Annotated in this window: 15 protein-coding genes; 3 read left to right on the forward strand and 12 right to left on the reverse strand. The window is 36.7% G+C overall.

The annotated features are described in order from the left end of the window. From ACXACJ_RS12115 to ACXACJ_RS12170, 12 genes are all read right to left on the reverse strand, one after another. The gene (locus tag ACXACJ_RS12115) at nt 1-1,110 is read right to left on the reverse strand and encodes a TDP-N-acetylfucosamine:lipid II N-acetylfucosaminyltransferase family protein (RefSeq protein WP_475134651.1); all 1,110 of its coding nucleotides are present in this window, start codon (nt 1,108-1,110) and stop codon (nt 1-3) included. Next, nucleotides 1,107-2,546: an MOP flippase family protein gene (locus ACXACJ_RS12120; protein ID WP_475134652.1), complete on the reverse strand. Its 1,440-nt coding sequence runs from the start codon at nt 2,544-2,546 to the stop codon at nt 1,107-1,109. Before ACXACJ_RS12120 ends, ACXACJ_RS12115 begins: the two co-directional genes overlap by 4 nt. A gap of 2 nt (nt 2,547-2,548) precedes the next feature. After that, nucleotides 2,549-3,661: a dTDP-4-amino-4,6-dideoxygalactose transaminase gene (gene rffA, locus ACXACJ_RS12125; protein ID WP_475134653.1), complete on the reverse strand. Its 1,113-nt coding sequence runs from the start codon at nt 3,659-3,661 to the stop codon at nt 2,549-2,551. Between the two features lie 15 nt (nt 3,662-3,676). Further along, nucleotides 3,677-4,312 carry an acetyltransferase gene (locus tag ACXACJ_RS12130; RefSeq protein WP_475134654.1) on the reverse strand — a complete coding sequence of 212 codons (636 nt, stop codon included), beginning with the start codon at nt 4,310-4,312 and terminating at the stop codon, nt 3,677-3,679. Next, nucleotides 4,309-4,950 (reverse strand): HAD family hydrolase, encoded by a 642-nt coding sequence (locus ACXACJ_RS12135; RefSeq protein ID WP_475134656.1) that lies wholly within the window; start codon nt 4,948-4,950, stop codon nt 4,309-4,311. The genes ACXACJ_RS12130 and ACXACJ_RS12135 overlap by 4 nt, the downstream gene beginning before the upstream one ends. Continuing rightward, nucleotides 4,951-5,916 (reverse strand): ATP-grasp domain-containing protein, encoded by a 966-nt coding sequence (locus ACXACJ_RS12140; protein WP_475134657.1) that lies wholly within the window; start codon nt 5,914-5,916, stop codon nt 4,951-4,953. Continuing rightward, nucleotides 5,916-6,743, reverse strand: coding sequence for an NAD-dependent epimerase/dehydratase family protein (locus tag ACXACJ_RS12145; protein ID WP_475134658.1), 828 nt, complete (start codon nt 6,741-6,743; stop codon nt 5,916-5,918). Before ACXACJ_RS12145 ends, ACXACJ_RS12140 begins: the two co-directional genes overlap by 1 nt. Nucleotides 6,744-6,746: 3 nt before the next feature. Continuing rightward, on the reverse strand, nt 6,747-7,580 hold the full coding sequence (locus ACXACJ_RS12150; protein ID WP_475134660.1) for a hypothetical protein: 834 nt from the start codon (nt 7,578-7,580) through the stop codon (nt 6,747-6,749). A gap of 582 nt (nt 7,581-8,162) precedes the next feature. Then, nucleotides 8,163-10,541 carry a GumC family protein gene (locus ACXACJ_RS12155; protein WP_475134661.1) on the reverse strand — a complete coding sequence of 793 codons (2,379 nt, stop codon included), beginning with the start codon at nt 10,539-10,541 and terminating at the stop codon, nt 8,163-8,165. Between the two features lie 3 nt (nt 10,542-10,544). Continuing rightward, nucleotides 10,545-11,387 carry a polysaccharide biosynthesis/export family protein gene (locus tag ACXACJ_RS12160; RefSeq protein ID WP_475134662.1) on the reverse strand — a complete coding sequence of 281 codons (843 nt, stop codon included), beginning with the start codon at nt 11,385-11,387 and terminating at the stop codon, nt 10,545-10,547. Between the two features lie 29 nt (nt 11,388-11,416). Then, nucleotides 11,417-12,259, reverse strand: a complete 843-nt coding sequence (gene kdsA / locus ACXACJ_RS12165; protein ID WP_475135088.1) for a 3-deoxy-8-phosphooctulonate synthase — start codon at nt 12,257-12,259, stop codon at nt 11,417-11,419. Further along, a complete protein-coding gene (locus tag ACXACJ_RS12170) occupies nt 12,252-12,791 on the reverse strand; it encodes a KdsC family phosphatase (RefSeq protein WP_475134663.1) in 540 nt (179 codons plus the stop codon). Before ACXACJ_RS12170 ends, kdsA begins: the two co-directional genes overlap by 8 nt. Nucleotides 12,792-13,008: 217 nt before the next feature. Here ACXACJ_RS12170 and ACXACJ_RS12175 point away from each other — a divergent pair, with 217 nt between their 5' ends. From ACXACJ_RS12175 to serA, 3 genes are read left to right on the forward strand one after another with little or no spacing between them, the layout of a single operon-like run. Continuing rightward, the gene (locus tag ACXACJ_RS12175; RefSeq protein WP_475134664.1) at nt 13,009-15,438 is read left to right on the forward strand and encodes a penicillin acylase family protein; all 2,430 of its coding nucleotides are present in this window, start codon (nt 13,009-13,011) and stop codon (nt 15,436-15,438) included. Then, the gene (locus tag ACXACJ_RS12180) at nt 15,435-15,791 is read left to right on the forward strand and encodes a hypothetical protein (RefSeq protein ID WP_475134666.1); all 357 of its coding nucleotides are present in this window, start codon (nt 15,435-15,437) and stop codon (nt 15,789-15,791) included. Before ACXACJ_RS12175 ends, ACXACJ_RS12180 begins: the two co-directional genes overlap by 4 nt. A 3-nt stretch (nt 15,792-15,794) precedes the next feature. After that, entirely contained in the window at nt 15,795-17,699 is a 1,905-nt protein-coding gene (gene serA / locus ACXACJ_RS12185) for a phosphoglycerate dehydrogenase (RefSeq protein WP_475134667.1), read from the forward strand. Nucleotides 17,700-17,889: the final 190 nt, after the last annotated feature.

A 17,889-nucleotide genomic window follows, 5' to 3' on the forward strand; every position in this document is an offset into this window, starting at 1 on the left:
TTATTCATGAGTAAACAAGAACGTATACATTTTCTCAATTTCTCCTTCACTAAATAGAGTGTTCAAAATAGCTCTGTTTCTTTCTTTCCGATCATGGAAGTGTTGATCAAATCTTTTAAGATCATTAACGCAATTAAGTTCCGTATATGAAATCACACTCAAGCCCTGTTCTCTCAAAAATCTAAATAAAGTACTGTCGGGATGCATCACCATTAATTTACCCATCCACAAAACCGATAGTGAGTTATTAGCCGCTTGTTGCCTCAAATGAAAGAACACAATGATATCACAACTCTTTATAATATCTAAATATTCATTAATCGGTATAAAAAACTCTAAGTATTCCACCGGCAGATGGCTCTTTGCCACATACTGCTTAATCTGCGACTTATAAGTCTCTGTCCCAGAATAAGAAACAGGCATTACCACCTTTCTTACATTAATAAAAGAAGATTGAATATAATCGACTAATTCAAAATGATTATTCGTAGCGTTCAGTGAGTTACCTGCCATTATACTTAAATTACCATAATTAATGTCTGAACTCACTACATCACTTCTAAAAAGCTCAATTGCCGATAAGTAAGAAAAAAAATGGAATTTCAATTTGGATGGTATAGTACCTTGAATTAGTTCATAGTCTCCATGCACCCAGGTACAACAATAATCGATATGTTTTAGCGCTCTTTTTTTCCTTGAATCCATTTGCTTTATCAAACGGATCAACTTCCTTCGATATTTAGAAAAAACTGAACTGGCTTCATTTGCATATTTTTGGGTTTTAGGCAACAGAACATTTTCTCTTAAGCCTTTCAACGAATATCCATCAGCTCCCCAAAAAAACCAAAAATAAGTCCCCAATTTGGGGTTGTCCAGAATAAAGTCCACAGCATATCCACCCAAATAGTGAACAAAAATCCTCTTGACCTTATCAACATCAATATTACTTTGTTTAAACTCCGAGTATGACTTAAAGTGGTAAATGGAAGTATTCTTCACCAATTTTATTGAAGGAGAAAACACTATATATAGATTGTCCTCTCCATATTTTTCACACTTCGGTATGATTTTATCAACAAATACACTATCTGTAAATAAATGGAGATTCATTTCAACTTCCTCTTTTTAATTAAATCAAACAAATCAATAAAAGCAGCTAACTTAAAAAACTTACAAGCAAGCAAATAAATGATTGCAAAGGCCAGAGCTGAAATCAAAAATTCAATCCATGAAGGTAAAGAAAGTTCAATAAAATTGACTGGCACAGAACACACCAATGCTACGAAAAAGTAAGGGATAAAATTTTTTACAATAGACCAAAGTTTCAATTCTATAATTTTCCCTGTAAAAAATAATTCCGGAATAAAGGCTATGAAAGAAGAAATACAATAGCCATAAACCATCCCCATAAGACCTCCAAGCCATAAGCCTATCACTATTCCCATTATCATGAGTAGCCTGGAAAAAATACCTACTTTAAACATCAGCATAGTTTTGCCTTGGGCTAAATAAATATTACCGCTAAGTGTACCAATAGCCTGAAACATTCCTAAAATACTCAGCACCCTGAATATCGGAATCACTGGCTTCCATTGATCTCCATAAACTATCATCACAAAAACATCTGCTTTAATGGCCAACAAAAACATTACTGGGAAAGAAACAAAAGCAATGACCCTAGAGATTTTCAAATATGCCGAACCCATTCTTGAAAAATCATCTTGAATCAATGAAAACGAAGGAAATAAGACTTTTGTAATTGTCCCTGAAAGTTGCCGAACAGGCAACAGCATTAAAGAATAAGCCTTGGTATAAAAGGCCAGCTCACTTTTTCCTAGAAATTTCCCGATAAGCAAGTTATCTACATTTCTCATCCAATAATTTACAGACTTATCCGCCAAAAGAGGAAGGCTAAACTTGAAAACATCGGATAAAAAAGCCCTTTTAAATACCATAGAGGGCACCCATCTGACTCTCAAAAAGTTAAAAAACTGATTAGATATAATTTTAACATAAACCTGAACCACTAAGGCCCAATAGCCATACCCTTTAAGGGCCATAAAAACAGCTACTACACTTGATAAGAACGTGGATAGAAAATTCCTATAAAATATCTGTTTGAAGTCCACATTCTTTAATAGAATATTCCCCCAAACTATCCCCAAGGAATTTAGAAAAAAGGAAAATGATACAAACTCCATGAGTCCTTTTAGTCTATCATCTTCAAAAAAAGCGGCTATCGGTTGCGCTAGCAAATAGACACATAAAGTCAGAGCAAACCCAATCCCTAGATTTAACCAAAAAACGGTACTATACTCATCATCATTAACTTCCTTTTTTTGGACTAATGATGCCCCTATCCCAAAATCTCTAATAATATTGATAAAACCTGTAGCAATAGTAACCATGGCCATAAGACCGAAATCTTCTGGAATAAGCAACCTGGCCAGAATAGCCATAGTAGCAAGCTGTAAAACCTGAATACCTATTTGGTTAACAAAAGACCAGAATACTCCTTTAAAAACAAGTTCTCTAAGTTTTACCATACTCAATTAATTGCCTCAACGACCTTTGAGAGCATTTGATCGTTCAATTCATAAAACAAAGGAAGCCTGAATAAGCAATCAGTGTAATGGTCAGAATTCGGTAGTTTTCGTTGATCGTGCTTTTCGTGATAAAAAGGACTTTTGTGTAAGGATAAATAGTGAAAAACTGGATGAACACCCCGTTCTCTCATTTGAGCCAGTAGTTGTTCTCTTATTTCTATTTTATCGGCCACTAAATAAAACATATGAGCATTATTGGTGGCGTATTCAGGAACCACAGGAAGCTGAACCCCTAAATCCTTTGCTTTCTCTACTAAAGCAGCTCTATAATAGTCCCATATATATTTGCGCTTAGATTGGATATCATCCATTTGTTCTAGCTGAGCGAATAAAAAAGCAGCGATAACTTCTGAAGGTAGAAAGGATGAGCCTATATCCACCCAGCCATATTTATCTACATCCCCCCTAAAAAAAGCACTTCTATTTGTTCCTTTTTCCCAAATTATTTCAGCTCGTTCTACAAATCGCTCATCATTTATCACTAGCATTCCGCCCTCTCCAGAAATAATATTCTTTGTTTCATGAAAAGAAAAGGCTGACAGATGACCAATTCCACCTAAAGGTTTTCCCTTATAATAACTATCTATAGCCTGTGCTGCATCTTCTACAACATACACATTATGTTTATTAGCAATGGCCATGATTGTGTCCATATCACAAGCAACTCCCGCATAATGTACTACTACTATTGCTTTGGTTTTTCTGGTGATTAAAGATTCTATTTGAGCCTCGTCAATACCTGGATGATCCCTCCTAGAATCGGCAAAAACTAGTTTAGCGCCCCTTAAAACGAAAGCATTTGCAGTCGACACAAAAGTGTAAGATGGTAATATCACCTCATCTCCAGATTGAATATTTAGCAATATCGCAGCCATTTCTAACGCATCTGTACAAGAAGTTGTAAGTAAACATTTTTTAAAATGATACTTCTGCTCAAAAAAAGATTGACACTCCTTGGTAAAGAAGCCATTTCCGGAAATCTTCCCAGATTTCACTGCTTCTTCTATATAACTTGTTTCCTTACCTGATAAATAAGGTTTATTAAAAGGAATCATATATACTAGAATTGATTATGATTTGATTAGCTTGGCAGGAACCCCTAAGTATAGGCCTGGCTTTTCAATATTTTTGACTACCACTGCTCCTCCACCAGTTCTTACACCGGAACATATACTAATGTTGTCAATTACGGTTGTATTAATCCCCAAATTAACCTTGGGTCCAATATTTATAAAACCTGCCAAAGCCACCCGTGGTGATAAAAAACAATGAGATTGAATTCGTGTGTGATGAGCGATAGTGCACCCAACATTCAGAAGTACATTATGTTCAATTTCCGATCCCTGATCAACTATACAACCGGGATAAATTACACACCCTTCACCAACTTTGACAGATGGATCAATGAAACATGATGAGTGGACAACCCTTGCAAATGGTATATCACCAAAATACCTATCAAATAATTCAGCTCTAAATTCTAAATGTTTATACCCAACCCCTATGATTAATTCATCAAAAACATTTCTTTTAAAGGATAAAGCTACCTCTTTAATATCTCCCAGTATTGGCATTTCAGATTTATAGGATCCTTTCTTTTCATAGTCATCAAAAAAGCCAATAGGTTCCAATGAAGATATACTCTTAATGATATGTAAAATCTGCTGGCCTAAATCACCGGATCCAATTATCGCTACCCTTTTCATACCATACTGATTATTGACCTCATTGAATTAATTCGTTTCAAGTTTGAATAAGGATAGGTATTTTCTCTGTCAATAAGTACTGAGTTTATTCCCAATTGTTGAGAAGGCAAAATATCTAACTTAATAGAATCTCCGACATATAGAATCTCCGAAGGTAGAAAACCGGATTCATCTATCATCATCTGGTAAAACTCAATACTTGGTTTCCTGAGCCTTTTATCCTCGGAGCCAAGTATCCAATCAAAACATATTTTCGGAAAGTTTTCTGTCAATTTTGAAACTAACCCTGAATTCCAATTAGAAATTATTCCAATAGGCAAATCAATCTCTTCTAAAACCTCAAGATCAGAAAATTTTTCCCAAGGAAGATATTTGCATTGATTAAAGATCTGATCTAGAAGACTAGGATCGGGATTTACCCCAATAGCCATCAAGTAATATCGATTAAATTCCCTGTAAAACTCTTCTGAAGTTACATCTGGAAAAAGAATTATCTCAGAAATAAGTTGGTGTTTCTCCATTAGCACTGACATTGGAACTTCTATTCCGTTGTTTTCTAAAACATTAGTAAGAATAGGAAAGAACCTAGGTTTATGCAGCAAAGTGTTTGCAACATCAAAGAAAACTGCCTTTGTCATTTAATAAATATAAAAGTTATCCTGACTGTTTCTAATTTCCTCAGTGCTAATATTAGGGTAAATAATATCCTTAATAACCCTTAAACCAACTCCTTTAGTTATCCTAGGCTGTGGTAATTCCTCGTTGTATAAATTCTCAAGTAAAGTAAATTCTACATCGGGGAAACCGAATTGAGATCTTAAAGAGTTAGTACCAGAAATTCTACAGTTAACCTCAAAAGGAACAATCTCTCCATTAACTATACGTGACTGTACATTGATAGACCCCCTATAATCCAAATGTTCTACCATTAGCGTGAATATTTTCATTAACTTTTCGTCATAGTCAAAAACTACCTCGGCCATAGATGTATTGCCCTGATCGAGTTCTCTCAAAAAGGTAATCATACCATGAATAGTCCTGTTCTTTTTTACATAAAAAGTACTGGTCAATTCGGGTCCATCAAGGTATTCCTGAACTACATTTTCATCAGAAAAAACCTTTGGGTCTTTAGGGAATAAAACTATTCCCCTACTTCCTCTACCTTCTCTAGGTTTAACTATACATCTTTCAAATTCACCATTATAATTTGACGGCAAAATTGATTTCGCAAATGGAATATTCGCAGATAAAAATGATTTAAAGTTCTCGAATTTATCTAAGGAAACCTTAGTTGCATTAGAATGAGAAACAGCGATTTCGCAATTTATCTCATGTTGATTTAAGCCTAAATAATAGGCCTCATAATCAGTACTAGGAATAATTAGATCAACCGATTTTTCTTTACATATTTGTGCCATCACCTGAACATAATCTTGTTCATAGGCATAAGGAACTTGAAAAACCTCTTCACATAAATGGTTTCCTGCCGAAACCTTTTCAACATTGGTTCCAAAAAGTCTTATATCCCGGTCAAATGACCGAATGTTCCGTAATATACCTTGACCAACCACACCTCCAATACCAGTTACAAGTACCCTTTTCATTATTCAATAATATCTTTAATAGTCCTTTCTAAATTAAAGTAATATTTAAAACCCAGTTGCTTTAAACCATGTGATGGTTCAAAAATGAAAGAACTTGATTCATCGTTACCAAAGAAATTAATACAGGCTCCTGTCTGTTTAGCCACTATATTCGCTACTTCCAAATTGGAATATGAAGTAGTACCAACTCCAAGTTCTGTAGAAACTATATTTGATGACAACCCCAAGTAGAACAACATCCGGGCAGCGTCTCTTACATCAATATAATTTTGTTTTCTACTTCCATCTCCAAAAAGAACAATTTTCTGCTTGTCCATTGCTTCTTGTATAATTATAGGAATGAAAGAGTATGGCTTCATTTTTGGTCCGATTATCGAAGAAAAACGAAGTATGACATAATTCTCACAATTTTTTTTGACAAATTCTTCTCCGAACAATTTGGAATCCGCGTAAGTATTTTCAGGATTAACTTTAGAATTAACAGATAAAATACCATTGTGATGACTCCCATATACTGAAACACTGGATGCAAATACAAATCGAGAAGAATTATATCTTCGAATTAATTTCTCAGTCAAATCAACATTATTCAAGAAAATCTCTTCAGTTGTTACTTTTCTAGAGGGATAAGGTATTACAGAGGCTAAATGAAAAATTACGTCAAAGGATTCTTCCTTAAGAAACAGATCATCTAAACTATTATATAAAAGATCAGTACAGCAAGATTCAATATTCCTTACTAAACCAACAACTACGTCCTCGGGGGAAAACAAATTCCTAAGTGATTTAGCCAAAAATCCGTTATAACCAGAGACTAGAATGCGCATTTTTCAAAAAGGTAACTCTTCAATATTTTCTACATTTATTTCGAAATTATTCTTATTCCAAAAGGCATAACCAATTTTAGTCCACTCGACTTCATATTGTTTCTTAAGGAAATTTTTCTCCCATTTTAAAGGAACAGTCACTCCCTTGTAGTATATATTATATTCAATTTCTTTATAATTAAACCCATTTTTGAAGGCCCAGAAAGTAGTTACATCCTTGATTCCTCTTTCATACCTCGCCATATTTACATTGGGAGACATTATACGAAATGTCCATTTTGCCCAAACAAAAGAATAATTATACTCCCCAATATGTCCTTGTTGGTTTATAAATGGAAGCCATATATGTCTACCGTCAGGAAAAATTGCCTCTATAGCAGTAACATGATTATAACCTTCAAAATGCTCGTCTAAGAATACCGTATGACTAGTTACTCCTAAAAAAACTTTACTTAAGGCAGCCACTTTATTTGTAACAACACTTGCTTTTCTTTCAATCAAATTGTCCTTTACTCCAATTCGACTCTTTACTGAATTCACCAAATCAGAATTAAAAGTCACATTTATTTGTAATAGGATTAGTGAAACAAAAAAAACTGTTATTGCCCATACTCTAAAAGGGACAAAAGCCTGTCTGACTCTTTGAAAATTTTTAGCCAAAGTCTGATCTAGTAAAGGATCTTTTTTTTCAATTGAAATTAAACAAGCCTCAAGCACACCCATTCTCCTTTTCCTGTTCAATAAATATATAAGCCGTGTAAACGGGTTATAAGAAAATGACTTAACAACGGCTTCTCTACCATAAAACTCATCTCCGTTACGAGCTACCGCCTTCACATAAAAAATATCGAAACTATCATCTTGCACAACTCCTATCAGACCAAAACAAGATAAATGACTGAATCTAAATAAACTAGACCTATTCCAACAAAAACTAAGATATAATAATCGAAGGCAGAAACCCTATTTAAAAAAACAGATCTGGTAGGTTTAAAAGCCTCAATTATATTGTCTAAAGAAAAAGACTTACCTACTCCAACAAATATCAAAAGGAAATTAACCCCCATATATATATAAAACATATGATATTCATAAGTGCTAATCGTTGATATGAAGACCAGAGAAAGTAGATAGTTTATAATTGCAGAAATCCTAGTAAAAAGGCCCAGTGAAAGACAAATCAGAGAACATATCCAAATGAATAGTCCAAAAGTCAAATCGATTTCATAAGGTTCAATAAAAGGGACACGATCGAAAACTAGCTCTTTAAAGTAAAAAAGCTGTAATACTTCGCATAGCAAGACTAAAGAATAAAATATTCTGAAAATCCCTAACCCAGATGCATCCACCTGCTTTTCTAAGAGTTGACCTACAAAAAATCGGATTCGTTTCATTTCTAAAAAGTCATTGAATCAATGATTATTTTCTTTTCTGCTCTTCTTCATAATATCCCCCATCATACTTACCATAAGTATAGCCATAGCCGTAGCCATAGCCGTAGCCGTAACCATAATTATAGCCATAGCCCGCTTTGGCTTTAAAGTCATTAAGAATGATGGAGACATTTGGGAGCAAACCTTTATCCTTATACTCCTGAAGGGGTTTCAAAGAATTTCTCGTTGTATAAAGATGTCTTACAACATATAAAGTAGTGTCCGCATATTTCACAAGGTTAAACGCATCTGACACTATTCCAATTGGGGCTGTGTCAATAATTATTGCATCATAATTGCTTTTGAGATAATTAAAGAAAATATCGATTTTATCACTCAAAAGTAGCTCACTTGGATTTGGAGGTACGGGCCCTGCCAACACTACATCCAGGTTGTTAAACTGCGTAGGTAAAATTGCATCTTCCATTTCCACAAAACCACCAAGGTAGTTAGACATACCTAAGTCATTATTCAATCCTAGATCATCAAAAAGCTTGGGTTTTCTCAAGTCTAATCCAACCAGAACAGTTTTCTTTCCACTCAAGGCCATAATTGAGGCTAAATTCAACGAACAAAAAGATTTACCCTCTCCAGAAACACCCGAAGTCAATAAGATGGTTTGAATATCCTTTTCCTTTTTAAAATAGTTTAATGATACCCTAAGCGATCGAAATGTTTCAGAAATAGCAGACTTTGGTCTTTCAAAGACAGCCAAATTGGAAGATATCTCCTTATGCCCCACCGTCCCAATTATTGGAATATTGGTCATTCTTTCTATTTGGCCACGTGTCTCTACTTTATTGTATGTGATCTCTCTAAGAACAATAAAAATCAAAGGCAAGAAAAAGCCTATCATTCCTCCTAAAACATAATCGAATTCATATTTTGGAAAAACAGGTTTAGGAAGTGCTTTCGGTACATCAACAACTTCAGAATTAGCAATATTGGATGCCTTTACAATAAGTGCTTCGGATTGTTTTTGTAGAAGAAATGAATAAAGTCCATCTACAATTGAAAATTCACGTTGAATTTTTAAATAGTCTCTCTCCAAGGCTGGATAGTTGCTAAATTCATTTTGGGCTAAACTGATTTCACTACCAATATTATCAGACTCATCCTTCAGCTCGGCCACTTTTAAATCAATGGTATTGAACAAAGTTCTCTTTAATTGATCAATTTGATCATCTAATCCTTGAACAATCGAGTGAGTTTCTTTAAGCTTCTTTAACTTTTCGGTTCGCTCTAAATTCAACGTACTTAAGGTAGTTACTACTGAATTTAAATACGCATCATCAATATCTAATACAGATGGCAGGATTAGATTTTCGATATTGTTATCATCCTCAAGTTTTTCCCGGCTCTCTATTAGGAAGCTAATTTTAGCATCGATCAATCTTTTATTTTGATCCATTTCCGTAAGCCTTGCCAAAAGCTCGTTACCTTTCGATCCTAAATCCAAAAAGCGGTTATCAACCCTGAAATTAGAAGTTTCGCTCCTCAAGGCCTTTAATGTATCTTCTAATCCGAGTAATTGATTATCGATAAAAACTATCGTTTTTTCAGCCTTCAGGTTTTTTCTTTCAAGCTCCTTTTCTTGGTAGACATGGATCAGTTCCTTCAAAAACTTTTCACCCTGTGATGGAACTTCACAAGTGAGTGTCATGGAGGCAATCGATGTGAATTCTCTCTTGTAGGTAACACTAAGAGAACCATGAAAACGATTCAATAGAGTTTCAATGCTATTGTGAACAAAGAAATAAGATTGACTTGCCAAACTGACGGCTTTCTCCATTCTCAACCTAAATCTATATCCGTCTAAATCGATCCATCGACCAGGTAAGCTCAGAGGAAGATCATCGAATGACTCTAATGATGAATACCCAACATGGAATCTATTTCCTTCTTCAAAGTCGATCCTAATCTCCTTTCCAAATGGAATATTACTAGTTGAATCAACTTCTATGAAAAACGGTAGGCTATGATATTCCTGAATGGTCTTAATTCTGCCTTTTGAAAAGTACGAAATATCGAAGTCTAGATTCTCAAGAGCCAATCTACTCATTTGCTCAGAGCCAAGAACCTCAATCTCATTCAGAAAACTCGATTTAAAATCGAAGTCGAATTGGGTAAATATACTCTGATCAATTTCTGGGTTGGTCTCCGGAATAAGTACAGAACCAGAAACTCTAAATCTTTCGGTAGTATACCTATGATAAATAAAAACTGACAAAAGCAGTATGGCAGTACTAATTAAAAAAAGCGGCCAAAACCTTATATATTTATTAATTAGCTCTTTAAAGTCTATTGAAGATCCTGAGTTACCTCCCGAGGATTCAAATTCATCGAACATCTCAAAATCACTCATACCTTAATTTTTAACAATGCTAATTATAAAGAGGAAACTGGTAAGTACAGAAACGATTGTCCCTAGTTGAGAAGTGAAGTTATCTCCAGTGCCAACTTCTCTGATTTTCAATGGAGGCGCATAAATTATATCTCCAGGTTTGACATAAAAGAATTTAGACTGCAAAATATTTCTTTTGGTAATGTCTACTTCGTGAATTTTAACACCGTCAGGATAGGTTCTTATAATTTGAATATGCTGTCTATCTGCCGTAATAGTAAGATCTCCAGCAGCAGCAATTGCTTCCAATATATTGGCTTCACTCCCCGCAATAACCTGTTGACCTGTTCCAATTTCTCCAATAGTAGTATACCTTATACCTGCTAAACTCACGTTTACGTCAATATCCAGCACCCCCACGTCATTCTTAATTTTATCCTCCAGATAGCTTTCCACCTCTTTCACAGATAAACCTTTCGTTTGAATGGGCTCAAGTGTATTGACATTCAAAAACCCATTATTATCAATAATGAATGTAGGGCCATTTATACCGTTATTCGATCCTCCTCCAAGACCTCCCATACTTCCGCCAGAGCTTCCTCCACCTCGATTACCACGCAAGTTCACTTGAACATCGCTAGTAACTTGACGGTAAGGCTCTACGGCCTCTTCTACACTTGAGAAAAAAGTAATGCTGAGAATATCTCTTGGTTGTAATTCGTATTCTTCACGAGGGGTAACAATCAAGGTATCTAACCCCAATTCGTCTAAATCATCCTTGTTCTGAATATAAATAACCTTCTCATTAGGAATACACGAGGAAACCAAGATGATTAGGACTATAAATGCGAAGAGCTTTTTGATCATGAATTCAGAGGCTATTGGTCAATAAAAAACTAAACTTCGTTTGATGAGCGGTTTCCATATTCAAAACCTTCTTTTAACATAGAAAGAAATCCTGACATTTTATCTAAAGGAATCATATTTGGGCCATCACTTAAGGCCTTTGAGGGATCTGGGTGCGTTTCTATAAAGAAGCCATCTACACCGGCAGCCGCAGCTGCTCTGGCTAAGAATGGAGCAAATTCTTTTTGGCCTCCAGATTTGCCCGACATACCGCCTGGTTGTTGAACGCTATGTGTAACATCAAAAATCACTGGAGCAAATTGCCTCATAACGGGTAGAGATCTCATATCCACAACCAAATTATGATAGCCAAATGAAACACCTCTTTCGGTTAGCATTACTTTATCGTTTCCGGTAGACTTTACTTTGTTAACAGCGTAGGCCATATCTTCGGGAGCCATAAATTGTCCTCTTTTGATTTTTACTGCTCTTCCTGTATTTCCTGCAGCCAAAAGAAGATCGGTTTGACGACATAGATAAGCGGGAATTTGCAACGCTTCCGCCACCTCGCTCACAGGAGCGGCTTGATAAGATTCGTGAATATCGGTGACCACAGGAACGTCAAATTCCTTCTTGATCTTGTCTAATACGCCTAAAGCTTCTTCAAAACCCACTGATCTGAATGAATCAGAAGAGGTTCTATTGGCTTTGTCAAAAGATGCTTTAAAAACGTAGTGAATGCCTAGTTTAGATGTGGCATTCTTCAAAGATTCAGCTATGTGGGCGCAAATATCGTAGCTCTCTACAGCACAGGGGCCGGAAAACAGCACCATGTTGCCAGAACCAACATCAACTCCCTCTCTTAGGCTGAATCCCTTTTCAAATTTATTCATCATTTATATATCGTCCAACAATAAGTCTGTATAAGTCTTGTGCTTCAAGCACCATATCGGCCAATTCTCTTAAGGCGCCATAGCCTCCCTTAACATTAAGGACAAGGTCTACATTTTCCTTAACCTTATAATGCCCATCGGCAGGAGTAGCGCTCAAGCCACATTGGGTTAGAATTGGCAAATCATTAATATCATCTCCAATATAGGCTACTTGTTCTTTTTCAAGGCCTTGTGCAAGCAAAACCTCTTCAAATTTTTCACCTTTATCTTTAATACCATGGTGGTGAAAATCCAATTTAAGTTCCTTACATCGGTTGCGAACAACCTGAGAATCCCTACCTGTAATCACACCTGTTAAGATATCGTTAAATCTCAAGTGCTGAATGATTTGACCATCTTTCACATTAAATTCCTTGTACTCCATTCCGTTGTTATCATAAATGATCTTGCCATCGGTAAGTACACCATCAACATCAAAAATAATAGCTTTGATCTTTTTGGCTTTCTCAGAAATTTCAGGAGGAATTTGCACGATTTTAAGGTTTCGGCAAAGGTATAATGTTTTTTGGTTTAGGCATAATTCGTTTTTCAACTACTATTATTTACACATTCTTGTTCGTATAGAAGAAAATCTTATCCGAAACCCAGTTCTTGATTTTTGAAAAGTTAAACCACATCGTACAAAGGGTTATCGCAATTAAATTATTACTTTAAACGCTGTTACCCATTGCTCAATCTTTTCTCTGATTATGAAAGTTTTTAAGTTTTTCATCAGTTTAATATTCGTAGCGGTCGTTTTCTACGGATTGAACACCAAATTCGGAAGCATTCCACCTATGGGGAAGTTCTTGGATCCATTTCATGGCTTCTGGCAAAACGAAAACACAGAATCTTCAAACCCTACTTCGACACTTGAAATCCCAGGACTTCAGCAATCTGTCAGTGTTTCTTATGACGATCACCTGATTCCTCATGTGTTCGCCCAAAACGACCCTGATTTATATAGAACTCAAGGCTACATCACGGCAAAGCATAGGCTTTGGCAAATGGAATTTCAAACCCATGCTTCAGCAGGCAGGATATCAGAAGTAATAGGGAGCCAAGCCTTAAACTATGATAGAGAACAAAGGAGAAAAGGCATGTTGTTCGGGGCTGAAAATGCCGTAAAAGAAATGTCAAAAAATGCTGATCAGCTTGAATTGCTCGAAGCCTATCGAGATGGAGTAAACGCTTACATCGAAAGCTTGTCTTCAGCTGATTTGCCTTTAGAATACAAACTTTTAAACTATAAGCCAGAACCTTGGACTTTGCAGAAAACTGCGCTTTTGCTCATGTATATGACCGATATGCTTGCGGGAAGAGATGCAGATTTGGAAAACACTAATTTCATAAAACTCTTTGGCAGAGAGACCTTCGATTTACTCTATCCCGACTTTTATGAAGATCAAGATCCCATCATTCCAAGAGAAAGAGATTGGAGTGATTTTGATGTTCAGAAGGTAGAAAAGCCAGTAGAAGACTATCCTATGGACTTTATTAAAAACACCATGGAGAAACCACATCCTCAAAATGGCAGTAACAACTGGGCCGTTGGACCAGAAAAGTCGACCACAGGAAAACCCATTTTAGCCAACGACCCACACCTTCAGCTCAACTTGCCTTCCATTTGGTATGTTATGCAGCTTGCCACACCAGAAAAAAACACTTTTGGAGCAACACTTCCGGGCGCTCTTGGTATCATTATAGGTTTCAATAAAAATGTGGCTTGGGGTGTGACCAATGCCACTAGAGATGTAAAAGATTGGTACAAAATCCAGTTTCAAGATGAAAAGCGAGAAGCTTATTTATATGATGGAAAATGGATGAAAACCACAATGAGAGTTGAGGAAATTAAAGTAAGAGGTGAAAACACTTTTTATGATACCGTAGCTTACACACATTATGGCCCTGTTTCTTACGATAAAAGCTTTTTAGGCGAAGGCGACAAGATTGGCTACGCCATGAAATGGACAGGCCACATACCCAGTAACAATCAACAGACCTTTATAGAGCTAAATAAAGCCAGAAACTATACCGAATACACCAATGCACTAAAGCATTTCACCGCTCCTGCCCAGAACTTTATTTTTGCAAGCAATGAAGGTGATATTGCCATGTGGATTCAAGGCAAATTCCCGAACAAATGGCCTGAGCAAGGCAAATTCCTTATGGATGGCTCCAACTCGCGATATGAATGGCAAGGTTACATTCCGCAAGAACAAAATGCCCATGTAAAAAATCCTGAAAGAGGTTTTGTGAGCTCTGCCAATCAGCACCCAACTGATGAAAAATACCCGTATTACGTTTATGATGATGGTTATGAAGCTTACAGAAACCGTGTGATCAACAACTTTTTCAGAAGTAAGGAAAAGTTTGGTGTTCAAGACTTCAAAGACTTGCATAACAACAACTTCAATTTAAAAGCGGCCGAATTGATCCCAACCATGCTCGATAGTATGGACAGGTCAAGCTTGACTGTTGAAGAGCAAAAAATGCTGGTAGAAATTGAAAACTGGGATTTCTACAATAATACTGACGCCATTGGTGCCACAATCTGGGAAGGTTGGTGGAACAAGCTTTACCCCATGATTTGGGACGAACTCTACATCGATTCAGTAGCCATACACAGGCCAGATTCATATCAAACGATTTGGCTTCTAAAACATGAACCCAACCACCCATGGATGGACTTTAAAAAAACTCCCGAAATAGAAACAGCCAAAGAGCTTTACAAAATGGCTTTTAAAGAAGCGGTAAGTTCACTCAATACATGGCAAGAGAGAACAGGCAAATCACTGGATTGGAGCGACTACAAAGGCACTTATGTTGGTCATTTGCTTCAAGCTTTGCCTGCATTTTCTCGCTTCGATATACCAATAGGCGGAAATAGTGGCATTGTAAACGCTACTAGTAAAAATCATGGGCCCTCTTGGCGAATGATTGTGGAACTGGGTGACACGCCTACTGCTCTTGGAGTTTATCCGGGTGGGCAATCGGGAAATCCAGGCAGCAAATTTTATGACGACATGATTGATACCTGGGCTGCTGGAGAATATGTTCAGCTTCTTTATATGCTTTCAGCCGATCAAGCCTCTGACAGAATTCTTTTCACCCAAACTTTAACTCCAAACCAAGAATGAAAAAGCTAATAAATTTTATTCTCACCATTATTTTGGCCGTTTTGTTCAGTCTTGTTTTGCCATGGTGGTCAATAATGTTGGCAGCATTTGTAACGGGTGCAATCGTTAGCCTCAAAAAGGCTTCGGTGTTCTTTGTTCCATTTCTAGCGATCACCGTACTTTGGGCTTTAGATGCATGGCTTTTGACCAACGCGAACGACTACGTGTTATCTTCCAAAATAGCTGACCTTCTTTTTCTAGAGGGAAATGTTTTTCTACTTATTCTCGTTACGGGAATAATTGGGGGATTGGCCGCAGGAGTTGCTGGGGTCTTTGGCAAACAATGCAGCGCACTCTTTATCAGAGAAAAATAGTCTATGACAATCAGCGAGCAGGAAAAACAGTATTTCGTTATCGATTTCGACAGCACCTTTACCAAGGTAGAAGCTTTGGATATTTTAGGTGAAATTGCCTTAAATGGGCACCCTGAAAAGGAAGAAAGAATTCAGAAAATCAAAGACATTACCGATCTAGGAATGGCCGGAGAAATGTCGCTCCGTGAATCTATTATTGAGCGAATTAAACTGTTGAACGGGAACAAGTCGCACCTGCCTGAACTAATCCGTAGACTTTCCAAACTCGTTTCCAATTCTATCGAAAGAAACCAAGCCTTCTTTCAGGAAAATGCCGAAAACACTTACATCATTTCCAATGGATTTAAAGAATTCATAATTCCGGTAGTTACCCGATTAGGCATTAAACCAGAGCATGTCTTTGCCAATGATATGGTTTTTGATGAGCAAGGAAACATCATCGACCTGAATAAAGAAAATGTACTGAGCAGCAACGGAGGTAAAGTAAAACAAATTGAATCCCTAAAACTGGATGGCCAAATCAACATGATTGGCGATGGCTATACCGATTATGAAGTACGAAAAGCAGGTTTGGCGAACAACTTTTACGCATATACTGAAAACGTAGAACGTGACCCTGTAAAGAAAAATGCCGATCACATAGCACCTAGTTTTGACGAAATCTTATTCCATAAAAAAATGAGCGGAGCCTTATCCTACCCTAAAAATAGAATCAAAATGTTGTTATTGGAAAACGTGCATCCAAATGCGCTTTCCAAACTTCGAGAAGAAGGGTTTAGCGTTGAAAGTTACCCGGCAGGCTTAGACGAAGATGAGCTTTGCGAGAAAATCAAAGGAATTCACGTGTTGGGCATTCGCTCCAAAACTCAAGTTACCGCTAAAGTTTTTCAAGAGGCCGACAAACTCATGTCGATTGGAGCCTTTTGTATTGGCACCAACCAAATCGATCTACAAGCCGCTCTAGACCATGGCGTTACCGTTTTCAACGCCCCTTTCAGCAACACGCGTTCAGTAGTAGAGTTAGCCATTGCTGAAATCATTATGCTGATGCGCGGGATTCCTGATAAGAACGCAGATATGCACAAAGGCATTTGGTCGAAAACCGCTAAGAATAGTTTCGAAATCAGAGGTAAAAAACTGGGCATTATTGGCTACGGCAATATTGGAGCCCAACTTTCTGTTTTGGCTGAAAACTTGGGCATGGAAGTATACTATTACGATTTGGTTGAAAGATTGGCATTAGGAAATGCCAAAAAATGCGATTCGATTGAAGAGTTGTTGAACATTGCCGATGTAGTAACACTTCACATTGACGGAAGGCCAGAAAACACAGGTTTCTTTACCGCAGAACATTTCAATCAAATGAAAGATGGAGTGGTTTTCCTAAATCTTTCTAGAGGGCCTGTTGTTGATGTTCCAGCTTTGAAAGAAGCTATTTCTTCAGGAAAAATTATGGGTGCTGGAGTAGATGTTTTCCCCGAAGAGCCGAAAAGCAACAATGATCCGTTCGAATCTGAATTAACGGGCTTGCCGAACACTATTTTAACACCTCATATTGGTGGTAGCACTTTAGAAGCTCAAGAAAATATCGCTGACTTTGTACCTCGTAAAATCATTGATTACATCAACACAGGGAATACTGAAAACAGCGTGAACTTCCCCAACATTACTTTGCCTCCGTTGAAAAATGCGCACAGGCTAATTCATATTCACAAAAACAAGCCAGGTGTACTTGCCAAAATCAATCAAGTTTTAGCCGAATATGACGCCAACATTGTGGGGCAATATTTAAAAACAAATGAAACGGTTGGTTATGTAATTACCGACATCAACAAACAATACAGCAAAGATTTAAATAAGGTATTGAAGCAAATACCTCATACCATTAAGTATAGAGTTCTCTATTAAGTAGAACTCTATATGCTTTCTATAACTGATTACTCATATGAGATTCTGATTGTGGTGATATTGCGAATGATAGAGAAATCCTTAATTAAACGCACAATTGCTTCGTTATTGCAAAATTCTTATTTATACTGGTAAATCTATTATATCATTGTGCTTCTTCTATCGGGAGAGATTACAGTGATCCATTGTA

It is taken from the genome of Roseivirga sp. AWQ4_251, assembly GCF_056158225.1.

Bases quoted from the DNA above. Each gene is read 5' to 3' on its own strand.
- ACXACJ_RS12115 (WP_475134651.1), bottom strand. From the start codon at position 1,110: ATGAATCTCCATTTATTTACAGATAGTGTATTTGTTGATAAAATCATA.
- ACXACJ_RS12120 (WP_475134652.1), bottom strand. From the start codon at position 2,546: ATGGTAAAACTTAGAGAACTTGTTTTTAAAGGAGTATTCTGGTCTTTT.
- rffA (WP_475134653.1), bottom strand. From the start codon at position 3,661: ATGATTCCTTTTAATAAACCTTATTTATCAGGTAAGGAAACAAGTTAT.
- ACXACJ_RS12130 (WP_475134654.1), bottom strand. From the start codon at position 4,312: ATGAAAAGGGTAGCGATAATTGGATCCGGTGATTTAGGCCAGCAGATT.
- ACXACJ_RS12135 (WP_475134656.1), bottom strand. From the start codon at position 4,950: ATGACAAAGGCAGTTTTCTTTGATGTTGCAAACACTTTGCTGCATAAA.
- ACXACJ_RS12140 (WP_475134657.1), bottom strand. From the start codon at position 5,916: ATGAAAAGGGTACTTGTAACTGGTATTGGAGGTGTGGTTGGTCAAGGT.
- ACXACJ_RS12145 (WP_475134658.1), bottom strand. From the start codon at position 6,743: ATGCGCATTCTAGTCTCTGGTTATAACGGATTTTTGGCTAAATCACTT.
- ACXACJ_RS12155 (WP_475134661.1), bottom strand. From the start codon at position 10,541: ATGAGTGATTTTGAGATGTTCGATGAATTTGAATCCTCGGGAGGTAAC.
- ACXACJ_RS12160 (WP_475134662.1), bottom strand. From the start codon at position 11,387: ATGATCAAAAAGCTCTTCGCATTTATAGTCCTAATCATCTTGGTTTCC.
- kdsA (WP_475135088.1), bottom strand. From the start codon at position 12,259: ATGAATAAATTTGAAAAGGGATTCAGCCTAAGAGAGGGAGTTGATGTT.
- ACXACJ_RS12175 (WP_475134664.1), top strand. From the start codon at position 13,009: ATGAAAGTTTTTAAGTTTTTCATCAGTTTAATATTCGTAGCGGTCGTT.
- ACXACJ_RS12180 (WP_475134666.1), top strand. From the start codon at position 15,435: ATGAAAAAGCTAATAAATTTTATTCTCACCATTATTTTGGCCGTTTTG.
- serA (WP_475134667.1), top strand. From the start codon at position 15,795: ATGACAATCAGCGAGCAGGAAAAACAGTATTTCGTTATCGATTTCGAC.